Origin of the sequence: Kitasatospora sp. NPDC091207 (assembly GCF_044768625.1) — a bacterium.
Taxonomy (GTDB): Bacteria; Actinomycetota; Actinomycetes; order Streptomycetales; family Streptomycetaceae; genus Kitasatospora.
Genome location: NZ_JBIVVS010000018.1, coordinates 79,266 through 102,664 on the forward strand (window position 1 = coordinate 79,266; position 23,399 = coordinate 102,664).

The window sequence follows — 23,399 nt, forward strand, 5'->3', positions numbered from 1 at the left end:
CGCCCCGGACGGCCGCCGGCCGGGCGGGACCCCTGTACCCGCCCGACCGGCCCGCCCGGACCGGGGCGGCGCCGCACGCCGCCGCCGCCCGTCAGTTCATCCAGTCCTTGCTGGTGGCCAGCACACGGCCGTCCTGCCCTAGGAGCGTGATGGACTTCGCGCTGCCGCCCGCCTTCTTCGCCACCCCGAACCACCGGACCGGGGAGTCGCCGACGCCGACCGGTACCGGCTCGGTGGTGCTGCCGTCGTCCCAGGTGACGACCACCCGGGCGACGTCCAGGGCGACGGCGGCCAGCAGCACCGGCGAGGCACGCATCTCGCCGCCCTTGAAGCCGAGCAGCGTACCCTCCAGACCGGCCTCGCGGTCGGTCGACAGCGGGCCCGGGGCACCCGGTCCGGCACTGTCGTGCACCGAGTCGTCGACCTGCCGCGCGCCGTCCACCGTGAGGTAGAGGTTCACCAGGTCCCGGCCGGCCCGCCAGGAGCGGAGCACGTCGGCCTCCACGGGCTCCGGCAGCTGCGGGATGGCGGCGCGCCGCTCCGCCCACATCAGTCCGGCCTGCCGGAGGGCCTGCTCCTTGGTCCCGGCGGGCCAGAGCGCGGCCCAGGCCTTCCACTCCCTGCCGTCGGTGGTGCCCTTCCCGACCACCACCCGGACGGGGGTGAACGGGTCCCGTGCGGCGGTCGTGGGCGTCGCCGTCGCCGCGGCGGTCGCGCTCACGGACGCGCCGGCCGGCCCGGCGGCCGGCAGCACCGCGGCGGTGGCCGGGGCCCCCGCCGTGCCCCGGCCGATCCCGCCCAGGGCCGTGCCGCCGCCGACCACCGCCGCCAGCAGGACCGCCGCCGCCCCGGCCGTCGAGAGCCGCCGCCGCCGCAGCCGCCGCCGGCCGCCCGTGACCAGCAGCTCGTACGGCGCCGGCCGGAGCTCGGCCGCCTCGGCCAGGTCGGTCAGCCCCCGCACGGCCGCCGCCTCGTCCTCGCTCAGGTCCTGTCCGTCCCGCACGCTCATCCCCTGCCTCCGATCGTCGTCATCCCGCTGAGTGAGGTGGCCGCCCGCAGTTTGGCCAGGCCCTTCGCCGACTGGCTCTTCACCGTGCCGACCGAGCAGCCCATCGCGGCCGCGGTCCGGGTCTCGCTGAGGTCCTCCCAGTAACGGAGCACCACCGCCTGCCGCTGCCTCGGCGGCAGCGCGCCCAGGGCGGCCAGCAGCGCGGCGCGCTCGTCCAGCCGCTCGAAACCGTCCGGGCCCTCCGGCCCGGCCCGCTCGGGCACGGCGGTGACCAGCTGCTCCGGCGGCCTGCGCCGGAACCGCCGGGCGTGCTCGTTGACCAGGATCCGGCGGACGTAGGCGTGCGGATCGTCCGCGGCGCGGACCCGGCCCCAGGCGACGTACGCCCGTTCCAGGGCCTGCTGGACCAGGTCCTCCGCCGCGTGGGCGTCCCCCGCCAGCAGGTACGCCGTCCTCAGCAACCGCGTCCAGGCCCCGGCGATGAACGCGCGGAACTCCTCGTCCCGCTCGGTCTTCTGCGCTCCCATGAGCACCCCCTCACCCTCCAGAGCCCGCGCCGGCCCCGGACCGTTGCCCCGGCCGTCGCGGTTCCCGGAACGCCGCCCCGGACGGGGTTCGCACATCCCCGGCAGCGGCTGTGACACTGGAGGGGCTCGAAAACCGAGGTGCGCGCCGACGCATCTCCTTGCGAACCTAGAGGGATGCCCGCAGTGAGTTCTCCCGCAGTCCAGTCCGCCGACGCGTCCACGGAGGGCGGCGGCCCCGGTATCGGCGACCTGGCCGCCCGTCTGCCCGAACTGACCCTGCGCGACCAGGTGCGGATCGGACGCCGGCTGGAGGGCGCCCGGCGGGTCCGCAAGCCCGAGGCCCGGCAGAAGGTCGCCGCCGAGATCGCCGGCGACATCGAGCGCGCCGAGCTGCTGGTCGCGCAGCGCCGTGCCGCCGTCCCCGAGATCAGCTATCCCGCCGAGCTGCCGGTCAGCCAGAAGAAGGACGAGATCCTCGCCGCGATCCGCGACCACCAGGTGGTGATCGTGGCGGGCGAGACCGGCTCCGGCAAGACCACCCAGATCCCCAAGATCTGTCTGGAGCTGGGCCGCGGGGTCCGCGGCCTGGTCGGGCACACCCAGCCCCGCCGGATCGCCGCCCGTACGGTGGCCGAGCGCGTCGCCGAGGAGCTGCGCACGCCGCTCGGCGAGGCGGTCGGCTGGAAGGTCCGGTTCACCGACCAGGTCGGCCCGGACACCCTGGTCAAGCTGATGACCGACGGCATCCTGCTCGCCGAGATCCAGACCGACCGCGAGCTGCGCCAGTACGACACCCTGATCATCGACGAGGCGCACGAGCGCAGCCTCAACATCGACTTCATCCTCGGGTACATCAAGCAGCTGCTGCCCCGCCGCCCGGACCTCAAGGTCGTCATCACCTCGGCGACCATCGACCCCGAGCGCTTCGCCCACCACTTCGGCGACGCCCCGATCGTCGAGGTGTCCGGCCGCACCTACCCGGTCGAGGTCCGGTACCGGCCGATCGTCGAGGACGCCGACGACCCGGACGGCGACAACGGGCCCAGCGACGCCGACCGGGACCGCGACCAGATCCAGGCGATCTGCGAGGCCGCCGAGGAGCTCCAGGCCGAGGGCCCCGGCGACATCCTGGTCTTCCTCTCCGGCGAGCGCGAGATCCGCGACACCGCCGACGCCCTCAACAAGCTGAAGCTGAGGTTCACCGAGGTCCTGCCGCTCTACGCCCGGCTGAGTTCGGCCGAGCAGCACAAGGTGTTCCAGCGCTCCAGCTCCCGCCGGATCGTGCTGGCGACCAACGTCGCCGAGACCAGCCTCACCGTCCCGGGCATCAAGTACGTGATCGACCCGGGCACCGCCCGGATCTCCCGCTACAGCCACCGGACCAAGGTGCAGCGGCTGCCGATCGAGGCGATCAGCCAGGCCAGCGCCAACCAGCGCAAGGGCCGCTGCGGCCGTACCTCGGACGGCATCTGCATCCGGCTGTACTCGGAGGAGGACTTCCTCTCCCGCCCCGAGTTCACCGACGCCGAGATCCTGCGCACCAACCTGGCCTCGGTCATCCTCCAGATGACCGCCGCCGGCCTCGGCGACATCGCCGCCTTCCCGTTCCTGGACCCGCCGGACTCCCGCAACATCAAGGACGGCGTCAACCTCCTGCACGAGCTCGGCGCGCTGGACCCGGAGGAGAAGGACGTCCGCAAGCGCCTCACCCCGCTCGGCCGGCAGCTGGCCCAGCTCCCGGTGGACCCGCGGATGGCCAGGATGGTCCTGGAGGCCGACAAGAACGGCTGTGTCCGCGACGTCATGGTGATCGCCGCCGCGCTCTCCATCCAGGACCCGCGCGAGCGCCCCACCGAGAAGCGCCAGGCCGCCGACGACCGGCACCGCCGCTTCCAGTCCGAGACCTCCGACTTCCTCTCCTACCTGGCCATGTGGCGCTACGTACGGGAGCAGCAGAAGGAGCTCTCCTCCTCGGCCTTCCGCCGGATGTGCAAGGCCGAGTTCCTCAACTACCTGCGGATACGGGAGTGGCAGGACATCTACTCCCAGCTCCGCACGGTCGCCAAACAGCTCGGCGTCACGATCGAGGAGCCCCATCCGGACGCCGAGCCGGACGCCGACCGGATCCACCAGTCGCTGCTGGCCGGCCTGCTCTCGCACCTCGGCCTCTACGACGTCGAGAAGCGCGAGTACGGCGGCGCCCGCGGGGCCCGGTTCGCGGTCTTCCCCGGCTCCGGCCTGTTCAAGAAGCCGCCGCGCTGGGTGATGTCCGCCGAGCTGGTCGAGACGTCCCGGCTCTGGGCCCGGATCAACGCGAAGATCGAGCCGGAGTGGGTCGAGCCGCTGGCCGGCCACCTGATCAAGCGCAGCTACAGCGAGCCGCACTGGGAGAAGAAGGCCGGCGCGGTGCTGGCCTACGAGAAGGTGACCCTCTACGGGATGCCGATCGTCGCCCAGCGCAAGGTCAACTACGGCCGGATCGACGCGGAGCTCTGCCGCGAGCTGTTCATCCGCAACGCGCTGGTGGAGGGCGACTGGGAGACCCACCACCTCTTCTTCGCCGAGAACCGCAAGCTGCTCAGCGAGGTCGAGGAGCTGGAGAACCGGGCCCGCCGCCGGGACATCATGGTCGACGACCAGACCCTGTTCGACTTCTACGACAGCCGGCTGCCCGACGACGTCGTCTCCACCCGGCACTTCGACTCCTGGTGGAAGAAGGCCCGGCACGACCAGCCGGACCTGCTCAACTTCGAGAAGTCGATGCTGATCAACGACTCGGCGGGCGGCGTCACCGAGGCCGACTACCCGGACTACTGGCAGCAGGGCAAGCTCCGCTTCAAGCTCACCTACCAGTTCGAACCGGGCAGCGACGCGGACGGCGTGACCGTCCACATCCCGCTGCCGGTGCTCAACCAGGTCACCGCCGAGGGCTTCGACTGGCAGATCCCCGGCCTGCGCGAGGAGCTGGTCACCGCCTACATCCGGGCGCTGCCCAAGGCGATCCGCCGCAACTTCGTCCCGGCCCCGGACTTCGCCAAGGCCGCCCTGCGCCAGGTGAGGGACCGCCAGGAGCCCCTGCTGCCCACCCTGGAGCACATCCTCAAGCGGCTGACGGCGATCACCGTCCCGCCGGAGGCCTGGGACGACGAGCGGGTACCGGACCACCTCAGGGTCACCTTCCGGGTGGTGGACGGCCGCAAGAAGCTCGCCGAGTCCAAGGACCTGGAGGACCTCCGGCTCCAGCTGAAGCCCAAGCTCAAGGAGACGCTCTCCTCGGCCGCCTCGGGCCAGGGCATCGAGCAGTCCGGGCTGACCGCCTGGCCGGCCTCGCTGCCGGTGCTCCAGCGCACCTTCGAGCAGCGCTCGCGCGGCCACTCGCTGCGCGCCTACCCGGCGCTGGTGGACGAGCGGGACGCGGTCGGGATCAAGCTCTTCGACACCCCGCAGGCGCAGGCCCAGGCGATGTGGGAGGGCACCCGGCGGCTGCTGATGCTGACCACCAACTCGCCGGCCAAGTCGATCCAGGGCCGGCTGGGCAACCAGGCGAAGCTCGCGCTCTCGTACAACCCGCACGGCTCGGTCCCGGCCCTGTTCGAGGACGTGGTGGCCTGCGCCACCGACCGGCTGATGACCTCGGCCGGCGGGCCGGCCTGGGACGAGGCGGCCTTCGGCAAGCTGCACGAGAAGGTCCGGTCCGACCTCTACGACCTCTCGGCGGACACCACGCTGAAGACCGCCACCGCGCTGATCGCCTTCCACAAGGCCTCGACCCGGCTGAAGGCGGTGAGCAGCCCGGTGCTGCTGACCGCGGTGAACGACATCCGGCTGCACCTGGCCTCGCTGGTGCACCCGGGCTTCGTCACCGAGACGGGCTGGCGGCGGCTGCCGGACCTCAAGCGCTACCTGCTGGCGGTGGACCGCCGGCTGGAGGCGCTGCCCAACCACCCGCAGCGGGACGCCCAGCAGCTGCTGAAGGTGCAGCAGGTGCAGCAGGAGTACGGGGAGCTGCTGGCGGCCGTGCCGGCCGGGCAGCTGCCGTCCCCGGAGGTCCTGGCGATCCGCTGGATGATCGAGGAGCTGCGGGTCAGTTTCTTCGCCCAGTCGCTGGGGACGCCGACCCCGGTCTCGGAGAAGCGGATCATGAAGGCGATGGAGGCCGCCAGGGCCACGCTCTGAGCTGGGCGGGGCCCTCAGGATCCAGTTCGACCTGGGGGCCCACCATGGGCTAGAGTCTGTCTTGTTCGCAGCGCGGCAAGCGGGTGAACAAGGCAGAACAGTCTGGTCCTGTGGAGCAGTTGGTTAGCTCGCCACCCTGTCAAGGTGGAGGTCGCGGGTTCAAGTCCCGTCAGGATCGCCGTAGCCGAGAGGCCCGGAACCGTTTGGTTCCGGGCCTCTCGCGTTTGCCCGGGACGCCGCTACCCCGGACTAGGTCTAGACCACAAGCAACGGCTCACGTGATCGTCGTCACTTATCTTTTCCCGAGATCGGGCACATCGCACCCCCTCCCAGGGGGCACCAATTTAATATGTAAAATTGCACAGCTATGAACTGTATATCCCCCCCGTCCCAGGCGCCTCAAATCGTTATCCGGAGTTCAACATTCCGGACGACCGGCATGATCTCGGGAGTGCGGGAGGGAGTCCGGGAGAGAGTGCGGGCGGACATGCGTGCGGGCATGCAAAGGGGCCGCTTACCGGACCCGGCGGAGTCCGGTAAGCGGCCCCTTTGAAAGAGCCTTCGGCCTATCAGGCCTCGGTTCGCTGGGCGGGAATACCGGCCAGCAGAGCGCGCACCTCCGCCTCGCGGTAACGACGGTGCCCGCCAAGCGTGCGAATGGACGTCAGCTTGCCTGCCTTGGCCCAGCGGGTAACCGTCTTCGGGTCCACGCGGAACATGGTGGCGACCTCTGCCGGCGTCAGCAGGGGTTCAGCATCAGGGGTACGAGCGGTCATGAGCGGCCTCCTCGGGAGAACCGAACCAGGGCGGTTCTATCCTTCAAATTCTGCACCTTGGCCCGCGATGCCCGAAATGGCATAGACGGGCCGAGTCGGTTATAGGACGAACGGCTTGTCCTGGTGTCTACAACTACACCATCCGTCCAGCCCTATCGACCAAACCGCCAAAATTGACCCCTCACGGGTTCAAGGCTGACGGATGGCGATGGACCACCCCATAACGGGCAGTCACCTTATAGTGACATCCGGTTACGCGCGGACCAGACCTGCCGTTTTCCCGCAAAGCACGCATCGACTCCAGAACCACCCAAAAGTGGGCACGCTCACGTGAAGTTGGGCTGGTTGTCCCATTTTTGCACATAGGGGTTAGTTCGCGTCAACGGTGAGTAGTGTCACGTTCGACAGGTATTGACCCGAACCAGGACCTTGGTCATACGGCTCGGACCGTAGGACTCTTACAGTCTTACAAGTACCACCGACACCCCGCCCCACCAGCGCTGACGCCCCGTCGGCCGGGCCCGCGAAGACCCCGCCGCCATCTCCCCCGGCGACTCTCCGTGCCCCTCCCCCGGGCTCAGTTCGCGTACCGCAGCGCCAGCACCCGCCGCCAGCGCACCGTCAGCTCCTCGTACACCCGCAGCGCCTCCGCCGCCTCGCCGGCCCGCAGCGCGCGCAGGCCGTCCTCCAGCTCCCCCGCCGAACGGTCCGCCAACAGCTGCTCGGGCCCCAGCAGGTGCACCAGCCCCCCGTAGTCCAGTTCCACCAGCGACCGCGGGTGGAACTCCTCCAGCCACCGTCCCACCAGCTCCGCCCCGCGCACCAGGTCCCCCTCCGGCACGGCCTCGCGCAGCGCCCGGTAGGCCCGGGCCACCCGGCGGCGTGCCTGCGCCATCGGCGTCAGGTAGAACAGCGCGGCCTGCTCCCCCTTCTCCCCCCGGTCCGGCTCCCCGACGGCACCGCCGGCACCGCCCACGCCCGCACCCGCACCCGTACCCGTACCCGCCGCCGTCGCGTCGCCCGCCGCGGCGGGCACGAAGCAGCGGTCCTCCTCCCCGAACGGCAGGAACCAGCGCACCGGCACCTCCCACCGGCTGGTCACGATCCACGGCCGGGCGTCCGGGTGCTCGGTCCGCCAGCGCTCCCGGTCCGCCTCCGCGGCCGCCCGGGTGGCCGGCGGCAGCGCGGTGTCCAGCAGCGCCACCGGCGCCGCCGCCCGCAACTCGTCCAGCGCCTGCCAGGTGCGCAACCTGGTCGCCCAGGGGCAGATGTAGAGCACCCCGTCCACCGACCGCACGAAGGCCCGCTCGCTCTCCCGCTCCGGCAGTGCCCGGGGAGTGCGGCCGACCAGCTCCGCCAGTGCCGCCCGCTGCTCCTCCAGCGCCGCCGCCGCCACCGGCCGGCCCGCCTCGGCCGCGTCCGGCCCGTGCGCCGCGGCGTAGGCCTGCCAGCGGGCCCGCTCGGCCTCCGGGTAGGCGGCCAGCGGCTCGTAGACCCGCAGGTGGGCGGCGTAGGGCGGCAGTACGGACGTGCGCACGACGGTCACGTTCTGCATCGTCGCACGCACCGGCCCCCGCCCGGGAGGGCTTCGGCCGGGAGCCGTTCGCGAACGCACTCCGCACACCCCCGTCTCAGTGCGCGGACAACCCGCGCAAGCTCGTACAAGAGGGCAGATCGGGGACGCCCGCGCGACTACGCTTCGCCTTAGGCGCCCGCACCACAGCAGCGGGCCTCGGATACTGGAGTCACCACAGTGACCGACGTACAGACCACGTCCGCCGCGTACCCCGCACCCGGAGTGCTCAGCAGGATCTTCCGTACCGAACAGGACGGCGCCGCCCCCGGCGACGGCCACGAGCAGGTCGTCCTCTGCCACGACCGCGGCTCCGGCCTCAAGGCGATCATCGCCATCCACTCCACCGCCCTGGGCCCGGCCCTCGGCGGCACCCGCTTCTTCCCGTACGCCTCCGAGGAGGCGGCCCTGGAGGACGCGCTGAACCTCTCGCGCGGCATGTCGTACAAGAACGCGCTGGCCGGGCTCGACCTCGGTGGCGGCAAGGCCGTCATCATCGGTGACCCGAACAAGGCCAAGAACGAGGCGATGCTGCGGGCCTACGGCCGCTTCGTCGAGTCCCTGCGCGGGCGCTACATCACCGCCTGCGACGTCGGCACCTACGTCCAGGACATGGACGTCATCGCCCGCGAGACCGAGTTCGTGACCGGCCGTTCGCCCGAGAACGGCGGCGCCGGCGACTCCTCGATCCTCACCGCCTTCGGCGTCTTCCAGGGCATGCGCGCCAGCGCCCAGGCCCGCTGGGGCCAGCCCACCCTGCGCGGCAAGCGGGTCGGCGTGGCCGGCGTCGGCAAGGTCGGCCACTACCTGGTCGGCCACCTGGTCGCGGACGGCGCCACCGTCGTCATCACCGACGTCTCCGAGGCCGCCGTGAACCGCGTGCGCGCCGCCCACCCGGAGGTCGAGGTGGTGGCCGACAGCGCCGCCCTGCTCCAGAGCAAGCTGGACGTCTACGCCCCCTGCGCCCTCGGCGGCGCCCTCACCGACGCCACCGTGGGCACCCTCGGCGAGTTCGGCACCTCCGTCGTGTGCGGTGCGGCCAACAACCAGCTCGCCCACCCCGGCGTCGAGAAGGACCTCGCCGACCGCGGCATCCTCTACGCGCCGGACTACCTGGTGAACTCCGGCGGCGTGATCCAGGTCGCCGACGAGATCGAGGGCTTCAACTTCGAGCGGGCCAAGAACAAGGCCACCCGGATCTTCGACACCACCCTGGAGATCTTCACCCGGGCGGCCTCCGACGGCGTCCCGCCCGCCGTCGCCGCCGACCGGCTCGCCGAGAAGCGCATGCGCGAGATCAGCGCGCTCCGCTCGGTGCTGCTGCCGGCCGCCCGCCGGGGCTGACCTCCGCGCGGCCGGGGCCGCTCCCCGGTGCGTCGCGGGATCCGTGGCGCACCGGGGGGCGGCCCTCCCCTTTCCGGCCCGCCGACGGGCCGGGGCACACCTCCCGGCCCGTCGGCGGGGGCCGGGGCCGGCTCGCCCCCCACGCATCACAATGTGGAACCGGATTCTCACTTCTGCGCCCGATCGGGTGATCCATCACCCCCCTTGGGGGGATAATCGATCCCGGAACAACGGACCTCAACTACCTCCGGACAGCGTGCAAACTGCCGCAAAACCTCCCGTGACCTGGGAAGACCTGGTCTTGGGTGCGGCCGGTGCGCGCCACGTCACACCGACGACGTACCGTCCAGCGGCAGAAACAGGTACCGTTAATGCTCCAAGGGACGGTTCTCCCCATTCGGGCAGGCCGCTCTTGATCATGAACACGTGTCAGACTCGGGGCCGTGAGCCCCATCGTTGAGGGGGTCGACCCATGGGGCGCGGCCGGGCCAAGGCCAAGCAGACGAAGGTCGCCCGCGAGCTGAAGTACAACAGCGGCGGGTTCGACGCCAATCGTCTGTCCAACGAGCTGGGCGTATCGCCCTCTACCGCCTCGATCGAGCCTGAGCCGATCGAGGAAGAAGAGGACGACGACCCCTACGCGGAATACGCGGCTCGTTACGCCGACGACGACGAGGACGATGACAGCACGTCGGGTACCGGGCCTTCGCAGGCCCGCCGCCGCGCGTAGTCACAGTCTGGCCTGACCGGCCCGAGCGCCCAGAGCGCCCGGGCCGGTTTTCGGCGTTCCCGGGACGGACTGGAGACGGCCGACGGGCCGCGCGTCCCCGTGCGCCCGTTCACCGGCCTGCCGGGTCTCCGCTGCCGCCCGACGTGCTCCCCCGCTCCTGCGCGGCCTCCGCGGACGCGAACGGCCCCCTCCGGCGGTCTGCGCCGGAGGGGGCCGTTCGCTCGGGCCGGTGGACCGGCTCAGCCGGCCGTGAAGCCCTCGTAGGCGTTGTAGAGCGCCGCGCCGCCCTCGTGCTCGCCGGAGCGCTCGACGATGTCGCCGAGCAGCCAGGACTCGACGCCGCGGTCCTCCAGGATCGACAGCACGACGTCCACCGAGTGCGGCGGGACGACCGCGACCATGCCGACACCCATGTTCAGCGTCTTCTCGATCTCCAGGGTCGCCACCTTGCCGACCTCGGCGACGGTCTGGAAGACCGGCAGCGGGGTCCAGGTGCCGCGGTCCAGGCGGGCGTGCAGGCCCTCCGGGACGACCCGCGCCAGGTTGGCCGCCAGACCGCCGCCGGTGACGTGCGAGAAGGCGTGGACCTCGGTGGCCCGGGTGAGCGCCAGGCAGTCCAGCGAGTAGATCCTGGTCGGCTCCAGCAGCTCCTCGCCGAGCGTGCGGCCGAACTCCTCGACCTTGCGGTCCAGCTTCCAGCCGGCCTCGTTCAGCAGCACGTGGCGCACCAGCGAGTAGCCGTTGGAGTGCAGGCCGGAGGCGGCCATCGCGATCACCACGTCACCCGCGCGGACGCGCTCGGCGCCCAGCAGGGCGTCCGCCTCGACCACGCCGGTACCGGCGCCCGCGACGTCGTACTCGTCCGGGCCGAGCAGGCCCGGGTGCTCGGCGGTCTCGCCGCCGACGAGGGCGCAGCCGGCCAGCGCGCAGCCCTCCGCGATGCCCTTGACGATCGCGGCGACCCGCTCCGGCACGACCTTGCCGACGCAGATGTAGTCGGTCATGAACAGCGGCTCGGCGCCGCAGACCACCAGGTCGTCCACGACCATGCCGACCAGGTCGTGGCCGATCGTGTCGTGCTTGTCCATGGCGGCGGCGATGGCGACCTTCGTCCCCACGCCGTCGGTGGCCGAGGCCAGCAGCGGCCGCTCGTAGCGCTTGAAGGCGGACGCGTCGAAGAGCCCGGCGAAGCCGCCGATGCCGCCCACCACCTCGGGGCGGCTCGCCTTCTTCACCCACTGCTTCATGAGCTCGACGGCGCGGTCGCCCGCCTCGATGTCGACGCCGGCGGCGGCGTAGGTGGCGCCGTTCTGGTTCGTGGTCACTGCGGTGCGGCCCTTTCGGGTCAGTGGGGGTTGGAACAGCGGTGGGGTCCCGGGGTTCCGGGACCCCACCGTCGGGTCGTTACGGGCGGCGCAGGGCGTCGGCCGCGCCCGCTCCGCCGAGCAGGGACTGGACGCCGTCCAGGTCGCTGCCGCTGGTCGGCTTGCCGCGGATCGCCGGCGGCTGCTGGCCGCCCTTGATCTCGGCCTCCAGCAGGAGCTTTCCGAGCAGCGCCGGGTCGGGCAGCTCCATCGGGTACTCACCGTCGAAGCAGGCCCGGCAGAGCCGGTCCTTCGGCTGCTTGGTGGCCTCGATCATGCCGTCGATCGAGATGTAGGAGAGCGAGTCGGCACCGAGCGTGCGGCCGATCTCCTCGATGGTCATGCCGTTGGCGATCAGCTCCGCGCGGGTCGCGAAGTCGATGCCGAAGAAGCACGGCCACTTCACCGGCGGCGACGAGATCCGGATGTGGACCTCGGCGGCGCCGGCCTCCCGGAGCATCTTCACCAGGGCGCGCTGGGTGTTGCCGCGGACGATCGAGTCGTCCACGACCACCAGGCGCTTGCCCTGGATGACCTCGCGCAGCGGGTTGAGCTTCAGCCGGATGCCGAGCTGGCGGATGGTCTGGCTGGGCTGGATGAAGGTGCGGCCCACATAGGCGTTCTTCACCAGGCCCGAGCCGTACGGGATGCCGCTGGCCTCGGCGTAGCCGATGGCGGCCGGGGTGCCGGACTCCGGCGTCGCTATCACCAGGTCCGCGTCGGCGGGCGCCTCGGCGGCCAGCCTGCGGCCCATCTCCACGCGGGAGAGGTGCACGTTGCGACCGGCGATGGAGGTGTCGGGGCGGGCCAGGTAGACGTACTCGAAGACGCAGCCCTTGGGCTTGGCCTCGGCGAAGCGGGAGGTCCGCATGCCGTTCTCGTCGATGGCGATGAGCTCGCCCGGCTCGACCTCACGGATGAAGGAGGCGCCGCAGATGTCCAGGGCCGCCGTCTCGGAGGCGACGACCCAGCCGCGCTCCAGCCGGCCGAGCACCAGCGGGCGGATGCCCTGCGGGTCGCGGGCGGCGTAGAGCGTGTGCTCGTCCATGAAGACCAGCGAGAACGCGCCCTTGACCTTGGGCAGGACCAGCTTGGCCGTCTCCTCGATGGAGAGGTCCGGATGGCCTGCGAGCAGGGCGGTCACCAGGTCGGTGTCGTTGGTCGCGGCCGAGCGGCCCGAGCGGGAGACGTGCTCCTCCCCGGGCAGTTGGGCGACCATCTCCGCCAGTTCGGCGGTGTTCACCAGGTTTCCGTTGTGCCCGAGGGCCAGCGAACCGTGAACGGTCGCGCGGAAGGTCGGCTGGGCGTTCTCCCAGACCGAGGAACCGGTGGTCGAGTAGCGGGCGTGTCCGACGGCGATATGCCCGTGCAACGACCCCAGGGAGGCCTCGTCGAAGACCTGGGAGACGAGTCCCATGTCCTTGAAGACGAGAATCTGGGAGCCGTTGCTCACTGCGATGCCCGCGGATTCCTGACCGCGGTGCTGCAGGGCGTAAAGGCCGAAGAACGTGAGCTTGGCGACCTCCTCGCCGGGAGCCCAGACACCGAAGACGCCGCAAGCGTCCTGGGGGCCTTTCTCACCGGGAAGAAGATCGTGGTTGAGTCTTCCGTCACCACGTGGCACGCCTTCGAGTCTAGGGCAGTTGGCACAGGCTTCCGGAACCGGGGAGGCCGGGATTGTTGGGCGATCGCTCGGCAACGCGCGTAGACAAAACCCCTTACCAGGGGCGGATTTCGGGGTGGCGGAATTCGGCGGAGGGGCGCTTGGCCTTGTGGTTCGCGCCCGTTGGCGCATTCCGTACACAGACGACACCGGGGTGAACGGCGGGCAACGTGAGCCTGCTCACCCGAGGGGCCGACAGGGGCGGCGGAGGGGGCGCGGAGGGCCCGGACTGCGTGTGACGGGTGCAGCCGGGGCTGCGCCGGGGTCTCGGCGGGGGTGTGGCCCGGCCTCGGGCTCGATCCGGACCGGCGCTCGGCGCCGGGCGCGTGCTCCGGGCTCCGGCCCCGGGCGCCGGATGGCGTGCCCCGCTGCTCAGCCGGCCGGGAGCAGGAGCCCCCAGGCTCCCGGGTGGACCGTCCAGGTCCGGACCCGGACCGGACCCACCGGGTGACCGTCCGCCTCGTAGTCGAACCCGCGCCCGGTCACCGAGACGGTCGCCGCCCGGGCGCGCACGAGTGCGCCGGGCGCGCGGACCACGATCTCCATCACCCCCGCACCGACCGCGTCCCCGCCCGGCAGGGTCACCTCGACCACCCGGACCGGCTCGTGGACGTCCGCGAGCAGCCGGCCGTCCGCCTCGACCCGGAGCCGGGCACTGTGCTCGCCCCTGCCGGGCTCGATCGTGAGTGAGGTCCCCTGCTCGGCCGCAGCCAGTTTCGCCCATAGCGAACGCCAGCCACCCGTACGGCTCACCGTCCGGCGCGACCCGCCGCCGGAGATCCGGACCCCGCCGAGCGCCACTCCACCACCGTCGTCCACCAGCAGGTCCAGCTTGCGCGGCACCCCCGCGAGCACCGCCCGCGCGGCCGGCACCGGCTCGCCCGGCACGCCGAGCGCACGGGCCGCCACCAGCTCGTCCGAGCGCCCCACCGGAACCATGCCCACCGGGTCCGCACCCAGCTCACGCTGCCGGTAGAGGGCTTGGAGCACCCGCTGCATCGCCAGGTCGGAGCCGATCACCACCGGTCGGCGCCGACCCCGGTGCGAAAGCACCCGGTCGAGTTCGGAAGGGCTCTCCGGATAGGCCACCTTGGCGTCCGTCCCTCCGCACAGGACGTCCCTGGCGATCCGCACCGACTCGCCGTCGGTCTGCCGGGCCGCCGGGTCAAGGAGCAGGAGGAGCGGTTCGGGGCCGCCGCTCGCGGGCGTGGACAGGGACGACACGACCGGTCCTTCCTCAGGTAATCTCTCGGTGCAAGAGCCCCTTGCGCTATTGCGCCAGGGGCTTCGTCTATCTCGGGGCAGACTGCGGCTTTCGCAGGATGCCCCAACCGGAAGGGGTGTACGCCTGTGCCGGCACTCGTGCTCGTGGGCGCTCAGTGGGGGGACGAGGGCAAGGGGAAGGCGACCGACCTCCTCGGCGGCTCCGTCGACTACGTCGTTCGCTACCAGGGCGGCAACAACGCCGGTCACACGGTGGTCATCGGCGACCAGAAGTATGCCCTGCACCTGCTCCCTTCCGGCATCCTCAGCCCGAATGTGACGCCGGTGATCGGCAACGGCGTCGTCATCGACCCGGGCGTGCTGCTCTCCGAGCTCAGCGGGCTCAACGAGCGCGGCATCGACACCTCCAAGCTGCTGATCTCGGGCAACGCCCACCTGATCACGCCGTACCACCGCACCCTGGACAAGGTCACCGAGCGCTTCCTCGGCAAGCGCCGGATCGGCACCACCGGCCGCGGCATCGGCCCGACCTACGCGGACAAGATCAACCGCGTCGGCATCCGGGTCCAGGACCTCTTCGACGAGTCGATCCTGCAGCAGAAGATCGAAGCGGCGCTGCACGACAAGAACCAGCTGCTGGTCAAGCTGTACAACCGCCGCGCCATCCCCGCCGAGCTGGTCCTGGAGGAGTACCTCGGCTACGCGGAGAAGATCAAGCCGTTCCTGGCCGACACCACCCTGGTGCTCGACGAAGCGCTGAAGGCCAACAAGGTCGTCCTCCTGGAGGGCGGCCAGGGCACCCTGCTGGACGTCGACCACGGCACGTACCCCTTCGTGACCTCGTCGAACCCGACCGCCGGTGGCGCCTGCACCGGCGCCGGCATCGGCCCGACCAAGATCGACCGGGTCATCGGCATCCTGAAGGCGTACACCACCCGCGTCGGCTCGGGCCCGTTCCCGACCGAGCTGCTGGACGCCGACGGCGAGGCGCTGCGCCGGATCGGCGGCGAGCGCGGTGTGACCACCGGCCGTGACCGGCGCTGCGGCTGGTTCGACGCCGTGATCGCGCGCTACGCGACCCGGGTCAACGGCCTGACCGACTTCTTCCTCACCAAGCTGGACGTGCTGACCGGCTGGGAGCAGATCCCGGTCTGCGTCGCGTACGAGATCGACGGCAAGCGCGTCGAGGAGCTCCCGTACAACCAGTCCGACTTCCACCACGCCAAGCCGATCTACGAGACGCTGCCGGGCTGGACCGAGGACCTCAGCAAGGCCCAGACCTTCGCCGACCTGCCGAAGAACGCGCAGGCCTACGTGAAGGCGCTGGAGGAGATGTCGGGCGCCCCGATCTCCGCCATCGGCGTCGGCCCCGGCCGGTACGAGACGATCCAGATCAACTCGTTCGTCTGAGCCTGAGCATGTGAGGCCCTGCGGGACGCTGCGTCCCGCAGGGCCTTCCTCTTGACCTCTTCACTCTGCACTAGTGCAATAATCTCTTGCATCTAGTGCAGAGTTTGGCTACTTTCTGGATCATGACTGCGAAGCTGCCTGCCCCCGTGACCCTGACCGGCCGCCACGTCCGCCTGGAGCCGCTGAGCCGGGACCATGCGTCCGACCTGTGGGCCACCGTCGGCCCCGACCCGGACGTCTGGCGCTGGATCCCGTTCCACCCGCCGACGACGGAGGAGGAGCTGGGCGAGATCCTCGACATCCGCCTGGCCGAGGTGACGGCCGGCACCGCCGTGAAGTTCGCCGTGATCGACCTCGCGAGCGGGCGGGCCGTCGGGATCACCGGGTTCTACGCCTTCGACGCCGCCAACGAACTCGTCGAGATCGGCGGCACCTGGTACGCCCGGTCGGCCTGGCGGACGGCGATCAACACGGAGGCCAAGCTGCTGCTGCTCGTCCACGCCTTCGAGGACCTGGGCATGGGCCGGGTGTTCTGGAAGACGGACGCGCTCAACGACCGCTCCCGCAACGCGATCCTGCGACTGGGAGCCCAGTACGAGGGCATTCACCGCCGGGAGAAGCTGCGGGCCAACGGAGTCTGGCGCGACAGCGCCTACTTCTCGATGCTGGCGGACGAGTGGCCGGCGGCCAAGTCCCGCCTGGCGGAGCGCCTTTCCCGCGGCTGACGGCTCGCGACGAGCTGGGCCACGACGCCGACGAAGAGCACCGAGAGCAGCAGGACGGCGAGCAGGACGGCGCTCATCAGCCGCCGACCGTGATCGTGGCCCACACCGCTTTGCCGTACGGCCCGATAGGTTTCACACCCCACTCATCGGCAAGCGCGCCCACCAGGTCAAGCCCCCGTCCGCTTGTACGGGAGTCGTCCGGAGCCGGGCGGACGACGGGGGCAGCGGAGGCGTCCGAGACGGCGATGTAGAGCCTGCCGCAACGGAGTTCGAGCACGACGGTCGGCGGGCCGTCGCCGTGGAGCAGGGCGTTGGTGACCAGCTCGGAGAGGATCAGGCAGGGGGCCTCGGGGTCGAGGCGGAGGCTGCGGAGGGTATCGCGCAGGAGGCGGCGGAGCGCCCCGACGATCTCCGGCAGGGCCGGCGGGAAGAGGTCGAGCCTGAACTCGACGGCCGGGTCGGAGTCGACCGGGCGAAGGAGCGGGAGCAACATCGACTGTCTCCAGTCCAGTTGAGGTGAGGGCATTGATGACGGGCCCATCCACTCGTGGCCTACCCCCGCCGACGATGGAACGAGGACAGGCGTCGGCAGCCTGCGCCCGTTCCATCCAGGGTGCACTTCGAGATGTCTGGCGATACGTCAGCAAGCTTTGTGGGAACGACGCTAGAGTCGCGGTAGAAGATTTGCTACTGCGTCGGTACATATTCACCCCACCGAGGGACCCGCCCCTGGCAGGCGTCCGTTCGGGTGGACCCTCTGGCACGGGAGCGGCAGACTTCACCGGAAGCTCCGACCGAGGGGAGATCGGCATGCCACCACGCTTGTCACCAACCGTGCGCCAGCAACGCCTCGGCATCGAGCTGCGAAAGATGCGCGAGCACGCGGGCATGACCCCCAAGGCCATGGCGGCAGCTCTTGGCACCGATGTGCCCAAAATTTCACAGATGGAGAACGGCAAGTCGGGCATCAGCGCCGACCGTCTGCACTCCTGGGCGATCGCCAGCAAGTGCATGAACTCCGATCTGGTCGCCGCACTCGTCGCCATGACCAATGATCGCCGCAAATACTGGTGGGACAGCTTCCAAGGAAGAGTTCCCAGTGGGATCATCGACATTGCCGAGATGGAGCATCACGCCGAATCGCTCACCATCCTGCACACGACCTTCATCCCAGGCCTTCTCCAGACCAGTCGCTACGCGTCGGCGGTTTTCGCCCGACTCCGTCCACCGCCGCCCCGGCACGAGGTCAACACCCGCACGGCATTTCGCGTCGAGCGCCAGCAGGTCCTCACGCTCAAGCCCTACACCGCCTTCATCCACGAGGCTGCCCTGCGCATGCAGTTCGGCGGCCCGGATGTCCTGCGCGACCAGCTCGGGAGCCTGCTGGAGGACTCCGAGCGCCCCGGGGTCGAGATCCGCGCGATTCCATTCGACGTGGACACGTTCCCAGGATCCGGCGAGAGCCTATATTTCGCCACGGGAGCCGTTCCGGAGCTGGATATCGTCCAGATCGACCTCAGTCAAGGCCCACATTTCGTCCACTCCACAGCGGATCTAGAGACCTACCGGGGCATCAATTCGGAGACGGCCGAAAAGGCGCTCACACCCGAGGAATCCCGCGCGTTCATTCATCAGATAATGACGAATCTGAAAGGCTAGCAAGGCATGGTCGACTGGCAGAAGTCATCACTGAGCGGGGAGGCCAACGAGTGCATCGAAGTACGCGCCGTCGACGGCATGGTCGAGATACGAGAATCTGACACCCCCGACGTCATCATCCGCACCACCCCACGTAGGTGGGCGGCCTTCCTGCACGACATCCGGGCCGGCGAGTTCGATCACCACGGCGCCTAGACGAATCGTTCCGGCTGCCCCTTGCGACGCGCAAGGGGCAGCCGGTCCAAGTCCACTGATCTGAGAGGCTGATGAGCGTGACCGACTGGCAGAAGTCGACCAGCAGCAGTCAGGACGGCGGCAACTCCGTGGAGGTCTCCACCAACGGTGCTGGGCTGATCGAGATCCGCGAGTCCGACGCCCCCGACTCGATCGTCGTCACCACGCCCAGGAAGTTCGCCCTCTGGCTCGAAGGCGTCAAGCGCGGCGAGTTCGACCACTTCACCGCTTAACCGAATCGTTCCGGCTGCCCTTGCCACATGCAAGGGACCACCGGGCCACGTACATGGATCTGAAGGGTTGGTAACCATGCAGGACTGGCAGAAGTCCTCGTACAGCGGGAACAGCAACCAGTGCCTCGAAGTCCGCACCGCCGACGACATGGTCGAGATCCGCGACCCCGACACCGGCGACATCATCGTCCGCACCACCCACCGCAAGTGGGAGGCCTTCCTCCTCGGGGTGAAGGCCGGCGAGTTCGACCACTTCGTCGCCTGACGAGCCATCCCGGTGGCCCCTTGCGAGGCGCAAGGGGCCACCGGACAGGCGAACTCCCGCACGGACAAGGACCACCCGTTCGGTCAACGTCGTTGTCGTTGCTCCTCACGGGTCAAGTTGCTCGAACCCCGGACAGCCCGGCTCTCGCAGAGCCACCATGGGTGGGAACTGCGCAAGATCTCGCAACCCACGATCCTTGGAGGGCACCGTGTCGCTACGGTTCATCGCGAAGGACCCCAACTCCCCGGATGGCGATTCTCCGACCGTGTGGGTCGATGAGGACACCTTTGACCTCGTCATCCAGGGCTGGAAGATCGACGCAGACACCGAAGCCGAGTGCCTGACGGTGGGTAACATTCCCGACCACGAGACCGTGGTCCGGGTGCCCGTGCGGCTGGCACGGGCCTTGAGGGAGGCACTGGATGTCGCTGAGCGCGGCGAAGATTGACGATCTGCTGAGGAAAACTCAGCGCTCGGCCGTCCACTTGGAGATGCGCGACGGCTACATGCAGGACGACCCCGCCTTCATCGCCTGGAAGGCGGGGCACCGGCTCGATCCCAGCGACCGCGACTCATGGTGGCGGCCATGGCTGGACGTGATCGCCGAGGCGACGGGCCGGGGTGTGGCGATTCGCCGGGCTCGCATCGTGTCTGAGCCGGTGAGCGACTACATCCGCTACGAGTACGACGTCACGTTCCCCAACGTGGCAGCGGGTGAAGAGGTCCGGTGGCTGCCCCGGCGCAACGCCTCGGACCTCGCCTTGCCCGGCAACGACTTCTGGCTGTTCGACGGCCGGCTCGTCCGCTGGGGTCACTTCTCGGGTGACGGCGACTCATTGGGAGGCGAGCTGAGTGAGGACCCGGCCGCGGTGCAGTTGTGTGCCGAGGCGTTCGAGGCGGTATGGGCCGGCGCGACGCCACACGAGAAGTACAACGTCTGAACCTCACTCCGTCACTACTGCACCCCCGACAGCCAGCCCATCATGTCGTATTCGCCGTCATCAAGCGTTGTCGCTGCCCGGAAGGCACTCGCGGAACGTCTCGAAGACGTGCTCAAGGCTTCGGGAATCACCGGCCGAGAGCTGTCTGCCCGGTGTGGCTGGCACCCGTCCAAAACCTCCAGACTGCTGAGCGGGCAGGCGGCCCCGACCGACGCTGACATTCGGGCCTGGTGCCGCGCCTGCGGAGCCGACGACCAGGCCGAGGCCCTGATCACGGCGTCCCGCGCCATCGAGTCCATGTACGTCGAATGGCGACGCATGGAGCGTGCGGGACTCCGCCCGGCCCAGGAAGCGGTCTACTCGCTCTACGAGCGGGCTCGGATGTTCCGTGTCTACGCCAGCAGGGTCATTCCAGGGATGCTCCAGACGCGGGCCTACACCACTGCTGTACTCCAGGCCGTTCAGCGCGCTCGCGTGACCGTGGACGATGTCGAAGCCGCTGTCCATGCCCGCATGGAGCGCCAGCGCATGCTGTTCTCCGGAACTCGGACGTTCGCGCTTGTCGTTGAGGAGTCGGTCCTTCGAGGCAGCGTCTGCGACACCGACGCGATGGCGGGGCAGCTCGGGCACCTGATCACGATCAGCATGCTCGGGAACGTGAGCTTCGGCGTGATCCCGTTGCAGCACGGCCGCAGCCGGTCGCCGGCCGAAGACTTCTACATGTTCGATGACGCCCAGACCTCCGTCGAGCTGGTCTCCGGCCACCTGCGGCTGACGCAACCCCACGAAATGGCCCTGTACGCCCAGACCTTCACCGAGCTGTCCCGGATGGCCGTCTACGGAGCGAACGCTCGTGCGGTGATCACGGCCGCCATTGACGCCATTGGGTGACCGACTCGCAACTAGTCGCAACTTCGTAGAGGGCCGCTGGTCGCTCTCCCTAGCGTCGAAGACATCACCGAGCGTCTAGGCCGATACCGGCTGTCCGGCCGGATGCGGCACCACCAACCTGTTGGAGGAAGTGGATGAGCACCACTATCGAGTCCAGCCCCGAGCTGGTCGAGTTGGGCAGGTTCTTCAGGATCGCCGGCCAGCGGTTCGACGCTGGGCAGACCGCGCCCGAGATGTTCTCCCTGGCGATTGACGCCACGTGGCACGTGCTCGCCCAGAACACCCAGGCACACCGCGAGTTCACCATCGCGCACGCCGGGCAGGAGCTGTCCCACATCGCGTGGGCCGGCCACGGCCACATCGCCTGGGTGAAGGCGTACGAGGAGGCGTACGGGCCGCTCCCCGAGATCTGGTTCACGAACGCCGACGGCACTCTCAACACCGAAGCCCTGGCGCAGTACCGGGAGACCGGCACCGTGGTGGCCGAGTGGGACTGCGGCCCCAAGCCCGGCCCCGGTGACGGCGATGATGTGGTGCCGGAGAAGACCACCCGGTGATCACCGCCCCAACGGGCGGAGCGCCCCGGCCTACCGCCGGGGCGCTCCGCCTCATCGAGGCCAGGTCAGAGAATCCGCGTAGCGTCAACGTGACCGACTACGTCAACGCGCTGGCCGAGCACTGCCCGTTCCTCGAACCCTCCCAGGCTCGTGGCATGACCGGCTGGACCGTATACGAGATCGCTCCCGGCGCCCACCTGTACGCCGTCGAGACCGAGTTGTTCCACGCCGGGGTTCAGGCTGCGGAGTGGGTCCGACCCCTGGCACGCAGAACAAACGGTGTCCTCACCTGCGAGAACATCGTCATCCTCGGCCAAACCACTGACGCTGACCACCGCGAGCTGATGACCTGGCCACACTGGGCGCTCAAGAACCTGTACGGGCCAGTTGGAGTGATGTTCGGCAAGTTCGCCAGGGGCGTACAGGAGCGGGACCGCTTCGGCCAGAGCATTTCGCCGGCCCCGTTCTCGTTCCTGCCAGTGCGGGCATCCGTCCGCCCACGAGACCCGAAGTTCCTGAAGGACACGCCCGATCTCGCTGCGGCACTGGCCGCTGCCGAAGACGATGGGCTCGACGTGTTCGAGCACACCCCCTGTGAGTGGAAGGCAGTACGAGCATGGGCGAGTTCGCTTCCTGTCCCCCGGAAGCGGTGAAAGCCGCGGAAGCTGTTTGCGGGCCGGTCGAGCTGAAGGAGATCACCGACCGACGCGGCTCTGCCGTCTGGAAAGCCACCGGCCCCATGGCCGCTGTCGCCATCAAGCTCGGGACAGGGGAGGTCGCCGAGGTGACAGCGCGAGAGGCGTCGGTTCTGGATCAGCTCTCCGGCTACACGGTCACGGCAGGCCGAGCTGGTGAGGCCGTTTGGTTCGTCACGCCGTGGCTGGCTGGGCGATCTACCTGGGAGGTCTTCCGAGCCGCCCGAGAAGGGGCCGCCGGCCGTCCGATCGCGCTCGCCGGAGCAGTCGATCTATGTCGCGCGGTCGCCGGCCTCCACGCCGCCAGCTGGGTACACGGCGATTTGCAGCCGTCGCACGGCATCCACACCGAGAGCGAGGTGAAGCTGATCGACTTCGCCTGGTCATGGCACGAGGGGACAACGCCCTGGACCTCCTTCCAGGGGGCCATGGTGCATCTGATGGCACCGGAGCTGGCCGCCTGGATCTCCGCCGGGTCGCAGCCGGTCAAGACGTCACCGGCCGCAGAGGTGTATGCCCTGTCGGGAGTGCTCTGGACCTGCGCGACCGGCGATTGGCCGCTCGATTACCAGGCGGCCGGAATCGACCGGAAAGAGGCCGGACCCGATGGGCTGCGCGACGCCATCGCCACGGGGAAACTGCCTCTTGCCCCGGCGACGCCATGGCCGGAGCTTCAGGACGTGCTCCGTCCCGTGCTGCTCTCCGGGCCGGCTGATCGGCCGACCGCCGCCGACCTCGGTGACACTTTGGCGGCGGTGAGCATGTGATCCGGCTGCGGGAACTGCGGGCCGGGGACGAGCAGGCTCTCCAGCGGATCTACAGTCCCGCGTCGGTCAGGTATCTGGCCCGGGGCCCAATGAGTGAGGATGAAGCCAGGATCTACGTCAGCCGGGCCGTGGTAGCGGCCGGACTGTCTCCTCGGACGCACTTCATCCTCGGCATTGAAGCCGCCAGCGACCTGGTCGGCATCGCCAAGCTGGGCATAGCCCATGGTGCCGGCACGCTGAGCTACATCCTGCGACCGAACGCCTGGGGCCAGGGCTACGCCACCGAGGCGGCAACCCGTCTCCTGGCCCTGGCCTTCGGTGCTTTGCGCCTTCCGGTCGTGCGGGCCAAACACCACCCGGACAACTCGGCCTCTGGCCTCGTGCTGGCCAAGGCCGGGTTCTCCCACACGGGGGCGGAGGACGGATTTGAGCGTTACGAAGTTCGATTGCTTCGTCCGTGAGTCACGACATGGCCGGACCCTCTGAGGTGCAGGTGCCCAAGGTCGACCTCTCGGGGGAGTTCACCGGCGCGGCACTCACGATCGTCAAGGGCACCTGGTCGGCGACCGGCTTGGGCCGCCGACCACGTCGTTCGCGGAGGCCGTCGGGCACTTCCCTCGCCCGTCGCGGCGCTGC

At 69.8% G+C, this 23,399-nt stretch carries 24 protein-coding genes and 1 tRNA gene; 17 read left to right on the top strand and 8 right to left on the bottom strand.

Features of this window, described 5'->3' with window-relative positions; genetic code table 11:
- Positions 1 to 91: 91 nt before the first annotated feature.
- Together ACIQTO_RS26355 and ACIQTO_RS26360 are read right to left on the bottom strand one after the other, a co-directional pair.
- On the bottom strand, positions 92 to 1,009 hold the full coding sequence (locus ACIQTO_RS26355) for a hypothetical protein (protein WP_402392660.1): 918 nt from the start codon (positions 1,007 to 1,009) through the stop codon (positions 92 to 94).
- Positions 1,006 to 1,536 carry a SigE family RNA polymerase sigma factor gene (locus tag ACIQTO_RS26360; RefSeq protein WP_402392663.1) on the bottom strand — a complete coding sequence of 177 codons (531 nt, stop codon included), beginning with the start codon at positions 1,534 to 1,536 and terminating at the stop codon, positions 1,006 to 1,008. Before ACIQTO_RS26360 ends, ACIQTO_RS26355 begins: the two co-directional genes overlap by 4 nt.
- A 174-nt stretch (positions 1,537 to 1,710) precedes the next feature.
- Between ACIQTO_RS26360 and hrpA the strand changes: the two genes are divergently transcribed.
- Positions 1,711 to 5,712 (top strand): ATP-dependent RNA helicase HrpA, encoded by a 4,002-nt coding sequence (gene hrpA / locus ACIQTO_RS26365; RefSeq protein ID WP_402392665.1) that lies wholly within the window; start codon positions 1,711 to 1,713, stop codon positions 5,710 to 5,712.
- Between the two features lie 104 nt (positions 5,713 to 5,816).
- Positions 5,817 to 5,890 (top strand) — tRNA-Asp (locus tag ACIQTO_RS26370).
- A gap of 391 nt (positions 5,891 to 6,281) precedes the next feature.
- Here the strand turns inward: ACIQTO_RS26370 and bldC are convergent.
- Both bldC and ACIQTO_RS26380 read right to left on the bottom strand, forming a co-directional pair.
- Positions 6,282 to 6,488, bottom strand: a complete 207-nt coding sequence (gene bldC, locus ACIQTO_RS26375) for a developmental transcriptional regulator BldC (protein ID WP_014137253.1) — start codon at positions 6,486 to 6,488, stop codon at positions 6,282 to 6,284.
- Positions 6,489 to 7,065: 577 nt separating this feature from the next.
- A complete protein-coding gene (locus ACIQTO_RS26380) occupies positions 7,066 to 8,025 on the bottom strand; it encodes a hypothetical protein (protein WP_402392668.1) in 960 nt (319 codons plus the stop codon).
- Between the two features lie 216 nt (positions 8,026 to 8,241).
- Between ACIQTO_RS26380 and ACIQTO_RS26385 the strand changes: the two genes are divergently transcribed.
- Both ACIQTO_RS26385 and ACIQTO_RS26390 read left to right on the top strand, forming a co-directional pair.
- Positions 8,242 to 9,405 carry a Glu/Leu/Phe/Val dehydrogenase dimerization domain-containing protein gene (locus tag ACIQTO_RS26385; protein WP_402392671.1) on the top strand — a complete coding sequence of 388 codons (1,164 nt, stop codon included), beginning with the start codon at positions 8,242 to 8,244 and terminating at the stop codon, positions 9,403 to 9,405.
- A 472-nt stretch (positions 9,406 to 9,877) separates the two neighbouring features.
- Positions 9,878 to 10,135, top strand: a complete 258-nt coding sequence (locus ACIQTO_RS26390; RefSeq protein WP_329489015.1) for a DUF3073 domain-containing protein — start codon at positions 9,878 to 9,880, stop codon at positions 10,133 to 10,135.
- Positions 10,136 to 10,374: 239 nt separating this feature from the next.
- Here ACIQTO_RS26390 and purM read toward each other — a convergent pair whose 3' ends face one another.
- The 3 genes from purM to ACIQTO_RS26405 form a co-directional block, all read right to left on the bottom strand.
- Positions 10,375 to 11,460 carry a phosphoribosylformylglycinamidine cyclo-ligase gene (gene purM, locus ACIQTO_RS26395; RefSeq protein WP_402392674.1) on the bottom strand — a complete coding sequence of 362 codons (1,086 nt, stop codon included), beginning with the start codon at positions 11,458 to 11,460 and terminating at the stop codon, positions 10,375 to 10,377.
- Positions 11,461 to 11,539: 79 nt separating this feature from the next.
- A complete protein-coding gene (gene purF / locus ACIQTO_RS26400; RefSeq protein ID WP_402392677.1) occupies positions 11,540 to 13,123 on the bottom strand; it encodes an amidophosphoribosyltransferase in 1,584 nt (527 codons plus the stop codon).
- Positions 13,124 to 13,534: 411 nt separating this feature from the next.
- The gene (locus ACIQTO_RS26405; RefSeq protein ID WP_402392680.1) at positions 13,535 to 14,386 is read right to left on the bottom strand and encodes a diacylglycerol kinase; all 852 of its coding nucleotides are present in this window, start codon (positions 14,384 to 14,386) and stop codon (positions 13,535 to 13,537) included.
- Positions 14,387 to 14,512: 126 nt separating this feature from the next.
- Between ACIQTO_RS26405 and ACIQTO_RS26410 the strand changes: the two genes are divergently transcribed.
- Both ACIQTO_RS26410 and ACIQTO_RS26415 read left to right on the top strand, forming a co-directional pair.
- Positions 14,513 to 15,796: an adenylosuccinate synthase gene (locus tag ACIQTO_RS26410; RefSeq protein WP_387884054.1), complete on the top strand. Its 1,284-nt coding sequence runs from the start codon at positions 14,513 to 14,515 to the stop codon at positions 15,794 to 15,796.
- 122 nt (positions 15,797 to 15,918) lie between these two features.
- On the top strand, positions 15,919 to 16,521 hold the full coding sequence (locus tag ACIQTO_RS26415) for a GNAT family N-acetyltransferase (protein ID WP_402392685.1): 603 nt from the start codon (positions 15,919 to 15,921) through the stop codon (positions 16,519 to 16,521).
- 76 nt (positions 16,522 to 16,597) lie between these two features.
- On the opposite strand, the gene ACIQTO_RS26420 is transcribed toward ACIQTO_RS26415, so the two are convergent.
- Positions 16,598 to 17,014: an ATP-binding protein gene (locus ACIQTO_RS26420; protein ID WP_402392687.1), complete on the bottom strand. Its 417-nt coding sequence runs from the start codon at positions 17,012 to 17,014 to the stop codon at positions 16,598 to 16,600.
- Positions 17,015 to 17,331: 317 nt separating this feature from the next.
- Here ACIQTO_RS26420 and ACIQTO_RS26425 point away from each other — a divergent pair, with 317 nt between their 5' ends.
- The 11 genes from ACIQTO_RS26425 to ACIQTO_RS26475 all read left to right on the top strand — a co-directional run bounded on the left by ACIQTO_RS26425 (position 17,332) and on the right by ACIQTO_RS26475 (position 23,224).
- Positions 17,332 to 18,180 (top strand): helix-turn-helix domain-containing protein, encoded by an 849-nt coding sequence (locus ACIQTO_RS26425; RefSeq protein ID WP_402392690.1) that lies wholly within the window; start codon positions 17,332 to 17,334, stop codon positions 18,178 to 18,180.
- A gap of 6 nt (positions 18,181 to 18,186) precedes the next feature.
- Complete coding sequence (locus tag ACIQTO_RS26430) at positions 18,187 to 18,375, top strand: DUF397 domain-containing protein (RefSeq protein ID WP_402392692.1); 189 nt, start codon at positions 18,187 to 18,189, stop codon at positions 18,373 to 18,375.
- 77 nt (positions 18,376 to 18,452) lie between these two features.
- Positions 18,453 to 18,647 carry a DUF397 domain-containing protein gene (locus ACIQTO_RS26435; protein WP_402392695.1) on the top strand — a complete coding sequence of 65 codons (195 nt, stop codon included), beginning with the start codon at positions 18,453 to 18,455 and terminating at the stop codon, positions 18,645 to 18,647.
- Positions 18,648 to 18,723: 76 nt separating this feature from the next.
- Positions 18,724 to 18,912 (top strand): DUF397 domain-containing protein, encoded by a 189-nt coding sequence (locus ACIQTO_RS26440; RefSeq protein WP_402392698.1) that lies wholly within the window; start codon positions 18,724 to 18,726, stop codon positions 18,910 to 18,912.
- 208 nt (positions 18,913 to 19,120) lie between these two features.
- Positions 19,121 to 19,360 carry a hypothetical protein gene (locus ACIQTO_RS26445; RefSeq protein ID WP_387884036.1) on the top strand — a complete coding sequence of 80 codons (240 nt, stop codon included), beginning with the start codon at positions 19,121 to 19,123 and terminating at the stop codon, positions 19,358 to 19,360.
- Positions 19,335 to 19,853 (top strand): DUF6879 family protein, encoded by a 519-nt coding sequence (locus ACIQTO_RS26450; RefSeq protein WP_402392701.1) that lies wholly within the window; start codon positions 19,335 to 19,337, stop codon positions 19,851 to 19,853. The genes ACIQTO_RS26445 and ACIQTO_RS26450 overlap by 26 nt, the downstream gene beginning before the upstream one ends.
- Positions 19,854 to 19,895: 42 nt before the next feature.
- Positions 19,896 to 20,744, top strand: a complete 849-nt coding sequence (locus ACIQTO_RS26455; RefSeq protein WP_402392703.1) for a helix-turn-helix domain-containing protein — start codon at positions 19,896 to 19,898, stop codon at positions 20,742 to 20,744.
- Between the two features lie 134 nt (positions 20,745 to 20,878).
- On the top strand, positions 20,879 to 21,301 hold the full coding sequence (locus ACIQTO_RS26460) for a hypothetical protein (RefSeq protein ID WP_387884027.1): 423 nt from the start codon (positions 20,879 to 20,881) through the stop codon (positions 21,299 to 21,301).
- An 89-nt stretch (positions 21,302 to 21,390) separates the two neighbouring features.
- Positions 21,391 to 21,954 (top strand): DUF6875 domain-containing protein, encoded by a 564-nt coding sequence (locus ACIQTO_RS26465; protein ID WP_402392707.1) that lies wholly within the window; start codon positions 21,391 to 21,393, stop codon positions 21,952 to 21,954.
- A complete protein-coding gene (locus ACIQTO_RS26470; RefSeq protein WP_402392710.1) occupies positions 21,918 to 22,763 on the top strand; it encodes a hypothetical protein in 846 nt (281 codons plus the stop codon). Before ACIQTO_RS26465 ends, ACIQTO_RS26470 begins: the two co-directional genes overlap by 37 nt.
- Positions 22,760 to 23,224: a GNAT family N-acetyltransferase gene (locus ACIQTO_RS26475; RefSeq protein ID WP_402392713.1), complete on the top strand. Its 465-nt coding sequence runs from the start codon at positions 22,760 to 22,762 to the stop codon at positions 23,222 to 23,224. Before ACIQTO_RS26470 ends, ACIQTO_RS26475 begins: the two co-directional genes overlap by 4 nt.
- The last annotated feature ends 175 nt before the right edge of the window (positions 23,225 to 23,399 follow it).